The 12931-nt window shown below is 42.9% G+C and carries 16 protein-coding genes; 13 read left to right on the top strand and 3 right to left on the bottom strand.

All coding sequences use genetic code 11. The features are described 5' to 3' along the window. The first annotated feature begins 134 nt into the window (after positions 1-134). The 9 genes from DFP80_RS13960 to DFP80_RS13920 all read left to right on the top strand — a co-directional run bounded on the left by DFP80_RS13960 (position 135) and on the right by DFP80_RS13920 (position 8161). The gene (locus DFP80_RS13960; protein WP_113917425.1) at positions 135-599 is read left to right on the top strand and encodes a GNAT family N-acetyltransferase; all 465 of its coding nucleotides are present in this window, start codon (positions 135-137) and stop codon (positions 597-599) included. A gap of 58 nt (positions 600-657) precedes the next feature. After that, positions 658-1287, top strand: a complete 630-nt coding sequence (locus DFP80_RS13955) for a LysE family translocator (RefSeq protein WP_113917424.1) — start codon at positions 658-660, stop codon at positions 1285-1287. Between the two features lie 17 nt (positions 1288-1304). Further along, entirely contained in the window at positions 1305-1970 is a 666-nt protein-coding gene (locus tag DFP80_RS13950; protein ID WP_113917423.1) for a platelet-activating factor acetylhydrolase IB subunit, read from the top strand. A 165-nt stretch (positions 1971-2135) separates the two neighbouring features. Beyond that, the gene (locus DFP80_RS13945; protein ID WP_113917422.1) at positions 2136-3221 is read left to right on the top strand and encodes a TRAP transporter substrate-binding protein; all 1086 of its coding nucleotides are present in this window, start codon (positions 2136-2138) and stop codon (positions 3219-3221) included. Positions 3222-3277: 56 nt separating this feature from the next. Beyond that, positions 3278-3817: a TRAP transporter small permease subunit gene (locus DFP80_RS13940; RefSeq protein WP_113917421.1), complete on the top strand. Its 540-nt coding sequence runs from the start codon at positions 3278-3280 to the stop codon at positions 3815-3817. Positions 3818-3850: 33 nt separating this feature from the next. Next, on the top strand, positions 3851-5140 hold the full coding sequence (locus tag DFP80_RS13935; RefSeq protein ID WP_113917420.1) for a TRAP transporter large permease: 1290 nt from the start codon (positions 3851-3853) through the stop codon (positions 5138-5140). Positions 5141-5266: 126 nt separating this feature from the next. Then, positions 5267-6622, top strand: a complete 1356-nt coding sequence (locus DFP80_RS13930; RefSeq protein ID WP_113917419.1) for a cache domain-containing protein — start codon at positions 5267-5269, stop codon at positions 6620-6622. A gap of 23 nt (positions 6623-6645) precedes the next feature. Continuing rightward, on the top strand, positions 6646-7278 hold the full coding sequence (locus DFP80_RS13925) for a response regulator transcription factor (RefSeq protein ID WP_113917418.1): 633 nt from the start codon (positions 6646-6648) through the stop codon (positions 7276-7278). Between the two features lie 49 nt (positions 7279-7327). Further along, positions 7328-8161, top strand: coding sequence for an AraC family transcriptional regulator (locus tag DFP80_RS13920; RefSeq protein WP_113917417.1), 834 nt, complete (start codon positions 7328-7330; stop codon positions 8159-8161). 42 nt (positions 8162-8203) lie between these two features. Here the strand turns inward: DFP80_RS13920 and DFP80_RS13915 are convergent, their stop codons facing one another. Then, positions 8204-8794, bottom strand: a complete 591-nt coding sequence (locus DFP80_RS13915; protein WP_113917416.1) for a LysE family translocator — start codon at positions 8792-8794, stop codon at positions 8204-8206. Positions 8795-8958: 164 nt separating this feature from the next. Between DFP80_RS13915 and DFP80_RS13910 the strand changes: the two genes are divergently transcribed. Then, positions 8959-9255, top strand: coding sequence for a Dabb family protein (locus tag DFP80_RS13910; RefSeq protein ID WP_113917415.1), 297 nt, complete (start codon positions 8959-8961; stop codon positions 9253-9255). A gap of 89 nt (positions 9256-9344) precedes the next feature. On the opposite strand, the gene DFP80_RS13905 is transcribed toward DFP80_RS13910, so the two are convergent. After that, entirely contained in the window at positions 9345-10046 is a 702-nt protein-coding gene (locus DFP80_RS13905) for a type 1 glutamine amidotransferase domain-containing protein (RefSeq protein ID WP_241560275.1), read from the bottom strand. Positions 10047-10204: 158 nt separating this feature from the next. Between DFP80_RS13905 and DFP80_RS13900 the strand changes: the two genes are divergently transcribed. The 3 genes from DFP80_RS13900 to DFP80_RS13890 all read left to right on the top strand — a co-directional run bounded on the left by DFP80_RS13900 (position 10205) and on the right by DFP80_RS13890 (position 12154). Beyond that, positions 10205-11098 (top strand): LysR family transcriptional regulator, encoded by an 894-nt coding sequence (locus tag DFP80_RS13900; RefSeq protein WP_113917414.1) that lies wholly within the window; start codon positions 10205-10207, stop codon positions 11096-11098. 85 nt (positions 11099-11183) lie between these two features. After that, a complete protein-coding gene (locus DFP80_RS13895; protein ID WP_113917413.1) occupies positions 11184-11546 on the top strand; it encodes a hypothetical protein in 363 nt (120 codons plus the stop codon). A gap of 29 nt (positions 11547-11575) precedes the next feature. Further along, entirely contained in the window at positions 11576-12154 is a 579-nt protein-coding gene (locus DFP80_RS13890) for a cysteine hydrolase family protein (protein ID WP_113917412.1), read from the top strand. Between the two features lie 7 nt (positions 12155-12161). On the opposite strand, the gene fecE is transcribed toward DFP80_RS13890, so the two are convergent. Further along, positions 12162-12929 (bottom strand): Fe(3+) dicitrate ABC transporter ATP-binding protein FecE, encoded by a 768-nt coding sequence (gene fecE, locus DFP80_RS13885; protein WP_113917411.1) that lies wholly within the window; start codon positions 12927-12929, stop codon positions 12162-12164. Positions 12930-12931 lie beyond the last annotated feature (2 nt).

Below are 12931 nucleotides of genomic sequence, written 5' to 3'. Positions count from 1 at the left end.
TCGTTTTAGAATGTAGCGATGATAAAGGAGTATGGTTTTGCCTTAAAGCTTAAAAGGACTCTATTAAGTTTTGTTTTTCAGGTTGGTTTGTCGGTATTATTTTGCTTATCAAGTTTTCAACGTAAGGACACGACATGTTTTCCATTCGCCCTGCCGATTTTCCGCAAGATAACGACAGTGTTTTAGCTATTTTTCGTGAGTATATTATGTCGGCGCCAGTAAGCTTGGACTACCAACAAAACGAACAAGAATTTATTGCTTTGGATGGTAAATACTCGCTTCCCAATGGTGTGGTGTTACTTATCTGGAAAGACAACGAAGTCGTCGGCTGCGGGGCCTTTCGTCGCGTTGATGCTGAGGTTTGTGAAATGAAGCGAGTCTATGTTCGTCCCACTGAACGTGGTCATCAATTAGGCGAGAAGCTGGTGATTAAGTTAATGCAATACGCCAAGGAAAGTAGCTATCAGCGTATGTGCCTTGATGTTTTGGCGGATTTTGACACGGCGCGACGTTTGTATGTTCGTTTGGGTTTTGAACCTTGTGATCCGGTGAGTTACAACCCTATTCCTGGAACGCATTTTCTAGGACGTAATTTATAATTGATCTTTGCTGTTAGCTATGGATTCATATAAGTCTATTTAATAAGGAGAAAGCTCTATGTCGATTGAAGTTTGGCTCGCTTTTGTTGTCGCGTCTATTACCATGTTGGTCATTCCTGGCCCAACTATTTTGGCTGTGATTGCGAATTCTGTAGCCCATGGTCGACGAGCGAATATCCCTTTGGTGGTTGGTGTGGCGCTGGGGGATACCACCGCGTTATTGGCTTCTTTAGTCGGATTAGGGGCTTTGTTCTCTGTGTCAGCTTTTTGGTTTACTGTGGTGAAGGGTATTGGTGGCTTATATCTTTTGTATTTGGGATTTAAGTTACTTAGGTCAGGCGCATCACCAATGAAGATTCCTTCATCTGATAAACTTACTTCAAAATGGCGCCTCTTTTTAAATACTTACATTGTGACGACTTTGAATCCAAAGGGTATTATATTTTTCGTGGCCTTCTTGCCACAATTTGTTTCTCACCAAGGGAATACAACAGAACAACTTTTCATTTTAGCAGTGACTTTTGTGATGTTAGCGACCTTGTCAGCTTCTACCTATGCTTTTTTTGCTCTCAGAGCACGTACGCTGCTTTCTTCCGAAAAAGCCATGCGTGGCTTTAATCTAGCTGGTGGTTCTTTGATGTCGATAGCTGGAATTTGGGCGTTATTCGCTAAACGTACCGTGTCTTAATACAACAGAGGTAAACGATGACAAAGGAATGGCCGTTGGCCTTGCGACCAGATCTACAAGACACGGTTTGGTGGTTGCCTCGCCATGAGGAAAAGCTGGCTGAAAAAAATGCCATGGAAAAAGTGGATTTGGTGTTTCTTGGGGATTCCATCACACAAGCTTGGGAGAAAGAAGGCGCGGCTGTGTGGGATGCTTTCTATCAATCAAGGAATGCGCTGAATCTGGGTTTTAATGGCGATAAAACGGAGAATGTTTTATGGCGGCTTGCTCATGGTGAAGTTGATAATATTCAACCTAAATTATTGGTTTTATTGATTGGAACCAATAACGCTGGTCATCGTATGGATAAAGCGGAAGATACGGCGTTGGGTATTAAACAAATTTTATCTGTATTGACGGAAAAGCTACCGCAGACAAAAATTCTGCTCTTGGCTATTTTCCCTCGTAGTGTGAAACCAACGCAAAAACTAAGATTGCTGAATGACGAAGTGAATCAAATTATTTGCCGCTATGCAGATGATGAAAGCGTATTTTTTCTCGATATTAATTCGCTGTTTCTAGATGAAGAAGGGCGAATAACCAGTGATGTCATGAATGATTTTTTACATCCTAATGCCAATCAATATCAAAAATTCGCCGAGGCGATAGAGCCTTATATTGTGAGGTTAATGGTAGGACGTTAGTTTTGCCCGAAATCTTTATTTATCTACGTAGTTATACTTAGGTTGTCTGCGTAGTTTTCCCCCGCGTGTCGGTATTCGTACGAATTGTTTGCACTTTCTAGACGCGCCATTATCTATTCTGCTCGATCTTAAATAAAAAAATAAGACAACAGGATGATAAAAACAATGAAATCCTTAAAACTGACAACTCTCGTTGCTGCGACCGCAGTCACATTAAGTGCCATTTCTCTGCCTGCTTTCGCAGCTGACAGAGTGTATAAACTGAAAATGGCTGAAACTTGGTCTTCTAATTTTCCGATTTTCGGTGATGCGCCACGAAATATGGCTCGCATTGCAGATGAAATGTCGAATGGCCGTCTGAAAATCACCATCGATTCTGCCAACAAACACAAAGCGCCTTTGGGTGTGTTTGATATGGTTCGTTCTGGTCAATATGACATGGGTCACTCTGCGTCTTATTACTGGAAAGGCAAAGTGCCTAACACCTTATATTTCACAACCATGCCATTTGGTATGATCACCCCAGAACAATACGGTTGGTTTTACTACGGTGGTGGTATGGACTTGATGCAAAAAGTCTACAAACCATTCGGTTTGCTGTCATTCCCTGGTGGTAATACGGGCAACCAAATGGGTGGTTGGTTTCAAAAAGAAATTAATTCTCTGGATGACCTGAAAGGTCTGAAGATGCGTATTCCTGGTTTCGCCGGTGAAGTCCTAGCGAAATTAGGCGCTAAGCCAACTAATATCGCCTCTGGTGAGCTCTATACGGCTTTGGAACGTCGTACTATTGATGCGCTTGAGTGGGTAGGACCTTCTCTTGATTTACGTATGGGTTTCCACAAAATTGCGCCTTACTACTACACAGGTTGGCATGAGCCAGCAACGGAACTTCAGTTCCTTGTGAATGAGCGCACTTGGAAAAAACTACCAGACGATCTGCGTGAAATTCTTCGTACTTCTATGAAGCTGGCTTCTTATGATATGTACATTCAGTCTTATCATGAAAGCGCAGAAAACTGGGCGACGATGAAAACAGAATACCCGAACGTTCAGGTGAAAACCTTCCCGAAAGACGTGCTAGTGGCAATGAGAAAAGCCAATCAAGAGCTTCTTGATGAAAAGGCCGCGGAAGATCCTTTGGCGAAAGAGATTCTTGACTCTCAAGCCGATTACCTGAAAAAGGTACGTGTTTGGACCAACATTTCTGATCGCGCCTACCTTGATAGTGTTGATAGCCTAGCAGAATAAAACCTCTAAGCAGGGCGGATGGTCACCATTCGCCTTGTTTTGTATAGGAGTTCGTAATGTTTTTAACCCACTTAGAACGTGGCATTACTCGTTTTTCAAATGTGCTTGGTATGGTCTCAACCATATTGTTCATTGCTTTGCTGTTCAATGTTTTTTACGACGTACTAATGCGCTATGCCTTCAATGATGTGTCCATTGCAATGCAAGAGTTAGAGTGGCATCTGTACGCTGCTATTTTCTTGTTAGGCATCCCCTATGGTATTCAGCATGGTGGTCATGTTCGTGTTGATTTGATCTATGAAAACTTAACCATTCGCGGTAAAGCTTGGATCGATTTGTTTGGCTGTGTTGTCTTTCTTATGCCTTTTACCTTATTGGTTGGTTATTACGGTGTGAGCTTTTCTCATGAAGCTTTTTTGCTTGGTGAAACCAGTGGTGATCCTGGTGGTTTACCTTATCGGTGGATTATAAAAGCGGTTATCCCTTTTGCCTTTTTTTCCATGGCCATTAGTGGCTTAGGCATGATTATTCGCTGCATCAATGTGCTGCGAGGGGTGAGCGAAGAAGGTTTCTCGCATCCGCCAATTCGGCATTAATTCTTGTCACCATTTTAAACTTGTAGGTTGTTTATGATTGGTATAATCATGTTTTTTGTTGCTCTAGTAATGTTATTACTGGGCTTTCCTGTTGCTTTTACCTTTGGTGGTATTGCTTTGATCTTTGGTGTTTTCGCCGAAGGTTTTGATATGTTTGCGTTTATGCCATTCCGTATTCAAAGCTATATGGAAAATACGGTCATGATGGCCGTGCCTTTGTTTGTGTTTATGGGCATTGTGTTACAAAAGACGAAGTTAGCTGAGCAATTATTAGAAGCCATGGGCAAACTGTTTGGTGGTGTTCGTGGAGGCTTGGCCATTTCGACTATCTTGGTTGGCGCATTGTTAGCGGCATCGACAGGGGTTGTTGGGGCCAGTGTGGTTGCAATGGGCCTTATCTCTTTGCCTGTTATGTTAAAGTACAATTACAACAAGTCCTTGGCCTGTGGCACGATTTGCGCGTCAGGTACGTTGGGACAAATTATTCCGCCGTCGATTATTTTGATCATACTGGGTGATGTATTGGGCATTCCTGTAGGGGACTTGTTTCAAGCCGCTCTCATGCCGGGTATGGTGTTAATTGGTTGCTACATCGCCTACATATTGATTTTGACCTTTTTGAAACCTGAGATGGCTCCTGCGATGCCTCAGGATTTGGATAAGGAAACTCGCGCGCAACAAATTCGCAGCGCGCTGAAAGCCATTATTCCTCCGTTGGCTTTGGTATTAATTGTATTGGGTTCCATTTTCACGGGTATTGCGACACCAACTGAGTCCTCTGCACTGGGTGGGGTTGGTGCCATTGTATTGGCGTTAATTTATCGTCAATTTAGCTGGAAAATGCTGTACGACAGTGGTCTCGAAACGGTTAAAGTAACCGCCATGGTGTTTGCCATTTTGATGGGGGCGACTGCCTTTTCGATGGCCTTTAGCTATACGGGTGGCGATTACATTGTGGAAGAGGCTTTGCTGAGCTTACCGGGTGAAAAATGGGGCTTCATTATCTTGGCCATGATCGCTATTTTGATACTGGGTTTCTTCATTGATTTTGTGGAAATTGCCTTTATCATCGTGCCAATTTTGGCGCCAGTCGCGGAAGCTTTGGGCATTAATATGGTGTGGTTTGCCATCCTGATTGCAATGAACTTGCAGACATCTTTCTTAACACCGCCTTTTGGGTTCAGTTTATTCTATCTAAAAGGGGTCGCGCCCAGTTCGGTCAGAACGACGGATATCTATAAGGGGGTGACGCCGTTTATCCTGATTCAGATTGCTGTCTTGGCCAGCATTATGGTATTTCCTAGCTGGTACGGAATGGGCTAGTATTACAAAGTCTTTTAAACTCGATGTGTAAGCGGGCTTTGGCCCGCTTTTTCGTATTTTTACTTAACCGATTTAACGCGTTGTAGCGATTTGTGCATTGCTTAAAATAATAAAGAAGGTTGTTTCGTGGGTTTAAAAAGTAAAATCATCTTACTTGCCATCGCCCCTCTCATCGTTGCGACAACGATCATTACTTATTTGGGCCTACAGTCAGCCCGAGATTTGGCTTCTCAAGAACTATCTATCTATGAATTCAATTTGGTTAATGCCAAAAAGCAGGCCTTAAAAAACCATGTCAATATTGCCATGTCTGCGATTCTTCCAATACTGGAAAGCTCGGTATTAACAGAACAGGAAGCCAAGTCTCAGGTGAAGGAGATTTTGGCTAACTTGAGTTATGAAGACGACGGCTATTTCTTTGCTTATGAAATGACTGGGGTAAATTTAGTGCACCCCACTCAGCCTGATTTTGTCGGAAAAAACCTGTGGGAGTTTCAGGATCGATCCGGCAACTATTTGATTCAAGGCCTGATTAGCGCTGCGCAAGCGGGTGGCGGTTACCATAGATACATTTGGGAAAAGCCACCGTTAATGATTCAGGAAGATAAAATTGGTTACGTGGTGGCGATTGACCGTTGGAACTGGATGATGGGAACAGGCTTATACTTAGACGATGTCTACGCTGAGTTGGCGAAAACCCAAGCGATCATGAATGACAACATTCAGCGCAGCTTTATCAGTGTCATCATAGTGGTGGTCATTACTGTGATTTTAGTGATTTTGCTGGGATTGGCGATTAACCTTCATGAACACAAGTTAGCGGACTCACGATTAAAGGAAGTAGCGCAGCGTTTTATGCGTTTACAGGTCAATGAGCGCCGTGGTTTTTCTCGTGAATTGCATGACGGTATCAATCAGTTGTTGGTAAGTTGTAAATTTCGTATTGAACTTGCGGGCAATAAGCTTAAGCGAGAGCATGATAAAGACATAGTGCAGCAAGAGTTGGCCAAAGCGGGCGATGTCATCGGTCAGACCATCAATGAGGTGCGACAAATTTCGCACAACTTACGGCCAACCTTGTTGGATGACTTGGGGTTAGATACGGCGTTAAAAGCGCTGATTGATCAATTCACAGAGCGTACAGGGATTGATGTGGTGTATCATTTTCAGGTGTCGACAAGAATACCTGACGAAATTGAAATTACCTTGTATCGACTCACGCAAGAGTCGTTAACCAACATTGAAAAGCATGCCCATGCAAACCTTATTGAGTTACAAGTGTGGCAATCTGATCGTCATATCGTATTTGAATGTTTGGATGATGGAAGGGGGTTCTCCCACAAAGGGGAATTGTCGTCGGGGATTGGACTGATCAACATGCGAGAGCGTTTAGAGTTGATTGGCGGCGATTTTATGTTGGAGTCTCAGCGCGGCAAGGGTACGAAAGTGCATGCGTCATTGCCACTGGAAAAACAATTTTAACCGGTCAAAAAAGAGCGATAAAAATGACAAAAAAAATCCGCGTTCTCTTAGTTGATGATCATATGTTAGTACTGGACGGGCTTCAGGCCCGCTTAGAGTTGGAAGACAATATCGACATCATAGCGACAGCTTCCAATGGGTTAGAAGCCTTAGAAAAAGCCCATGAATCAAAACCGGATTTGATCTTGATGGATGTTTCTATGCCGGTTTTGAATGGCTTAGAAGCAACCAAGCGATTTAAAGCCGAGCTGCCCAGTATTAAAATTTTGATGCTCAGCATGCATCATGATAAAGAATACATTTTGTCACTGATCCAATCCGGCGCTAATGGCTACATATTGAAAGACGTGTCTTCCGAGGAATTGGTGCAAGCCATTAACACGGTTTATCAAGGCGGTACGTATTTCAGCTCGGGGGCTTCTGATTCGTTATTTTCGCCAACGATTGAGCCGAAGCGTTATGAAGAACTTACCAAACGAGAGGTCGCTGTGCTAAAAGAAGTCGCCATTGGTTTGTCTAATAAGGAAATTGCCCAGTCCTTGTCCATCAGCGTCAGAACGGTCGAAACTCACCGTCAAAATTTAAAGAATAAATTGGATATCCATACATCAGCAGGCTTAATTAAATACGCGTTGGAACATCAATTAATCGACTAGTTTTCAGCATTTCTTGAAATATAAACAGCTGACTTAATAGGAAAATAAGATGACACCGTCTACCCACCCTCTCTTTTGGCGAGATTCTGCTTTGCCTTATGTCGAACTTCGTCAAGTGTTAGATGGAAGGAAAGTCAGCTATGCACCGCACTCTCATCAAGAATGGTCAATTGGTGCGATTCTAGAAGGTCGGAGTGAATTCCTCTGTGCGGATCGCTTACATGGGGTTGAGAGTGGTGCTTTAGTGATGATGAATCCCAATGTGGTTCATGCCTGTAATCCTCGCCAAGACTCGCCTTGGGCTTACTATATGATGCATGTAGACAAAGACTGGCTAGCGTCCTTGCTATTTACTCATGGCATCAGAAGGGCTCAGGTATGGCAAAATACCTTGAGTGATACTTTATTATCAGCTCGGGCATATCAGTCTTTTGTCGATGCATGTGAATATCTAATGGCCTCTAATTTTTCATCTGCCGAAAAAGGTAAGAAGCTAGAAAGGGTGCTGTTGGACTTATTTTCCTTATTAGAAGAGGAGCCGGACGACTCTTCCACAGCCTTGCCTGAAAATAACCTGTATCAGGTGGCGAATTATTTGCACCAATATTGTTTACAAGATACTTCGATTGAGCAAATCAGCGCTAAGTTTGGTTTCAGTACTGGTTATTTGGTTCGTGCGTTTAAGCGTCATTTTAATATGACGCCTCATGCTTATCGTTTGAATCGCCGTATTCAATTGGGTCAGCAAGCATTGAAACAAGGCCAAGCTATTGCCGATATAGCACAAACGATTGGCTTTAATGACCAAGCACATTTTCAGCGGGTGTTTAAGAAACGGGTAGCGGCAACGCCTGATCAATACCGCCGTTCGGTCTCTTCTTAGACCTGTCTTTTTCTAGACGTATTGCTTTTGACTTATAGCCTTCTAGACCAGTATCAACACACAACTTCCTGCTAACAAAATAGCCAAGGTTTTATTCATCAAGCGCATTTTTGCTGGGCTTTGAAAATATTGTCCGAGTATTTTTCCAACCCACACCCAAATACTTAAAGACAGCCAACAGATTGGTAAGTATAAGCTCGCGAAAATCATTACTTCTGTCGCTTCTGCATTAGGAATATAAGCCGCAATACCGGATAACGAGGCCAGCCATGCTTTTGGGTTCAGCCATTGCATAATGGCACCCGTCATAAAGGTTGGCGCGTTATTGTGTTGGTCTGAATTTAGTTTGCCATTATCGGTGAATAGCTGATAACTCAAGTACAGTAAAAAGGCGATACCTAACCATTGCAGAACTTGAGTGATCCAGCTTAATTGATCAATTAAGAGGTGCAGCCCAAAGCCAATTAATAGGAAGAGTACAACAAAGCCGAGCGTCGCTCCCGTTACAAAAACAAGTCCTGTTTTAATGCCATAACGCGCACTGCCACTTAGCGAGACAAGGTTCACCGGGCCAGGTGACAAGGACGCAGCTAAGGCAAAAAAAGACATAGAAGTGATTAACGAAAGAGTCATCAGGTGTTCCTAAAAAGATAATAAATAGATGCTTACTATCGTGTTTTAGGTATCTCACGTATTGAACAAAATTGACCTTTTAAGGATTGTTTGTGATTCGCATTTTTTTAGCAAGAAGAGCAGAGTATGATTTTGCTAAATCATTTATCTAAACAGGAGTCTTTATGATTCGTCATGTGTTGTTTATTCAGTATAAAGAGCAAGCCAGTGAAGCCGACATTGCGACCTCTTTGGCCAATTTCGAAGCGATTAAAAGTAAAATCGCTGGTATTGAATCGGTTGAATGGGGCTTAAACAACAGTCCAGAAGGCCGCAATAAAGACTATACCCATTGCGTATTTATGACCTTTGCGGACGAGGCATCACGTGATGCTTATATTCCACATCCTGAGCACGAAGAGTTAAAAGCGCAACTAGGGCCAATTTTAGAAGACATTATCGTTTTCGATTACGCCATATAGTCGCTTTTTAATATCACGCAACTAGAACGAAAAACCGCCTCAAGGACACTTGAGGCGGTTTTTTCGTTGGTATGATTGGCTAATGGTGCTTATTTGGCTAATTGAGCCAATAGTTTTTCAGCAACCAATTCAGAGCTTGCTGGGTTTTGCCCTGTGATCATCAAACCATCTTGCACAGCAAAAGGTGTCCAATCAGCCGTGTTTTTGTAATCCGCACCGCGTTTTTTCATTTCATCTTCTAACAAGAAAGGCACCACTTCGGTCAATTGCACGGCGTCTTCTTCGCTGTTAGTGAAACCAGTGACTGTTTTGCCTTTAATGAAGTATTCACCGTCAGCGTCTTTGATATTCAAGAAAGCACTTGGTGCGTGACAAACAGAAGAAATTGGCTTGTTTGCTGCGATGAAGCTTTCAATCAGGGCAATGGATTCTTCGTTTTCAGTCAAATCCCAAAGTGGGCCGTGGCCGCCAGGATAAAAGATGGCATCAAAGTCTTCTTGCTTCATGTCACTAAGCTTTACTGTGTTAGTAATCACATCCTGCGCAGCCTGATCTTTATAAAAGCGTTCAGTTGCTTCGGTTTGTGCATCTGGTGCCGTGCTGTTTGGATCGATTGGTGCTTGGCCGCCTTTTGGCGTAGCAACAGTGACTTCAGCGCCTGCATCAATAAACGCGTAATAAGGCGCAGCGAATTCTTCTACCCAAAAGCCTGTTTTGTGACCTGTATCGCCTAAATCTGAATGAGATGTTAGAACGACTAGAATTTTTTTGTTGCTCATAAGACTGTTCATAAGTGAATCCTAAATGTTTGAATGAGGTGTTTAATTAACGTGTGATTAGTCTATCTAACTAATCGAATTAACGTAATGGGAAGGTTTTTGACTTCATTGGTTTAATAATTGATACAATCGGTGTTGTCTTCGTTATCTATAGAAAAAGAGTCGTTACGATGGAAGTCTCGTTTGAACAGTTAAAAAGTATGGTGGTGTTTGCTCAAGTGGTGGAGCAAGGCAGTTTAACGGCCGCTGCCAAATTTATGGGAATTTCCCGTGGGGTGGTGAGTTATCACCTGAAAAAGTTAGAAGAGCAACTTGGGGTAAAACTGCTAAATCGTACCACTCGATCCTTGTCATTGACTGAAACAGGCGAAGCCTATTATCAGCGTTGTCGAGCCATTGCGTTTCAGGCCCATGAAGCCAATCAGCAAATAGAAAAAGCCAAACAAGAGCCAGAGGGGAAACTTAAGATCTCTTGTCCGGTGAATTTAGGCTTGCAGGTGATTGTTCCTGCGCTTAATGAGTTTCGACGACTCTATCCTTTAATTGAACTGAATGTTTCTCTAAGTGATGAGGTGGTTAATATCATCAAAGAGGGTGTCGATCTGGCCATTCGAGGAGCACCCTTATTAGACTCTGGTCTGCAAGCCAGTAAGTTAAAGACGTTTGAGACCTGCCTGTGTGGCTCGCCAGAATACTTTCGTCGTCGTGGTATGCCAACTAAGCCCGAAGAACTTTATGATCACGATTGGGTGGTCTACACACCAGCGGCTAACACCGTACATCTTAGTCAAGGTTCCAAGTCATTTAGTTTGTCTGTTCATGGTGATGTGAGTACCAACAATGCGGCTGCAAGGACGATATTTTTAGAAGGAGGGAATGGCATCGGAAGAATTCCAATGTACGACGCGCAACCACGTATCGCCAATGGCCGTTTAGAGCGAATTTTGCCGGATTATAAATGTACAGGAATTGATGTTTATGCAGTCTTTCCACCCGGAACCGCAGAGTCTAAAAAGTTACGTTTGTTGTTGGATTTTCTGAAAACGTCTTTTGCAACGTTTTGATTAGGGTCTGGTAACAGCTCTAGCTATTTGGCGTGTGATACCGTTATTATGCAGTTATCAACTGACGCTATTTTAGGGACTAATTATGTTATATCGATTATTGTTGTGTATGGTTTTGGGGGGCCTTGTATCGGTTTCTTCTATGGCTGCGACTAAGGCTTCGGAAGATCCGAAGACGCTTGAGCAGACTGTCTTTGAACTTGAACGTAGTGTGGCAATTTTACAACTTTCGACCGCTTCTTTAGGTGATTACCAATCACTTTCTACCAAAATCTCCCATGTTAAGTCGTTGGAATATCGTGTGAATTTTTTGGGTAATTTAACCTTTTTATTGTGTATGGCGCTGGTGGTTTTCTTCTTTAAACTGCGTAATCAGCAAAAGCGATTGTTAGTGCTTGAAAATCGAGAAGATGAAAAAGCCATCGAGCAGCAGAGTAAAGACTCATAAGTACAGATCTTTTAAGCAAAGGAAAGATAATGTCTAAGCCGATTGTATTGATGATTATTGATATGCAGCAAGGCATGTCTTGGCCGCAGTCGGGAGAGCGAAACAACCCCAATGCGGAACATGAAATTGCGGAGTTATTGGCTCATTGGCGCGCCAGCCATGCGCCGATTGTTCATGTTCGTCATTTGTCGACAGAGCCTGAATCCTTATTTTGGCCAGAGCAAGAAGGTGTACTGTTCCAAGATGCCTTTCAGCCATTAGTGGATGAAAAGGTTATTGAGAAATCCGTTCCTGATGCGTTTACTTATTCTGATTTGGACACTTGGCTGCGAAAACAAAATGCGCAGGCGTTAGTTGTTGTTGGTGTTAGTACGAATAATTCAGTGGAATCCACAGTAAGAAGTGCTGGAAACTTAGGTTTTACAACCTATGTGGTTGGCAGTGCGTGTTTTGCGTTTGAAAAAGACGATTTCTTTGGTCAACCACGTAGCGCTGATGAAGTGCATGCCATGTCATTGGCGAATTTACATGGCGAATACGCAACAGTAATAAGCCAAGATGAAGCCTTTTCTTTGTTACCAAAAGAGCATACATCGTTGGATGATTAGCTTTTTATTATTCCACCACGCACATTGGCGTTTGAGCAATTGGGTCTTGGTGAATCTGTGCATTCAGCGAAAATACGTCTTTTAGCATTGTTTCGGTCAGTACCGATTCAGGCATACCCTGGGTGACGATTTCTCCTTGCTTCATTACAATCAAGTAGTCGCAATAACGAGCCGCCTGGTTGATGTCATGGAGCACTGTGACTATGGTTTTTCCTTGTAGGTTCAATTTGCGCAATAAGTGCATTAGTTCTACTTGATGGCTCAAATCCATATAGGTTGTGGGTTCATCGAGCAACAAATACGGCGTATCTTGCGCTAACGTCATGGCGAGCCAAACGCGCTGGCGTTGACCGCCAGACAGTTCGCTAACCAACTGATCCGCAAGCTCGATAATGCCAGTTTCTGTCATCACATTATCTATTATTACTTGATCATCCCTGTTAATCCGTCCCCAAAATCCCGTGTATGGGCTGCGTCCATAAGCGACTAAGTCTTTTACTTTTATACCTTCTGGAATAGGCTGAGTTTGCGGCAACAAGGCTAATTGTTGAGCCAGTTTTTTAGATGAGATGCCGTGAAGGTTTTTACCTTGCCAGTGAACTTGACCTTCCATTGGTGAAAGAATACGCGCCATGGCTTTTAGTAAAGTGGATTTTCCGCAGCCGTTTGGACCAAGCAAAGCGATAATTTTTCCTTCAGGAATGCTTAGGTCGACCTGCTTTACAATGGCTTTATCATGATAGCCAACAGATAAATTATGAGTGCTAAGAGACATAA

The organism is Marinomonas rhizomae, assembly GCF_003315485.1.
GTDB classification, from domain to species: domain Bacteria; phylum Pseudomonadota; class Gammaproteobacteria; order Pseudomonadales; family Marinomonadaceae; genus Marinomonas; species Marinomonas rhizomae.
Note: the sequence above shows the minus strand (reverse complement) of the source record. Positions and strands in the feature narration are given on the sequence as shown.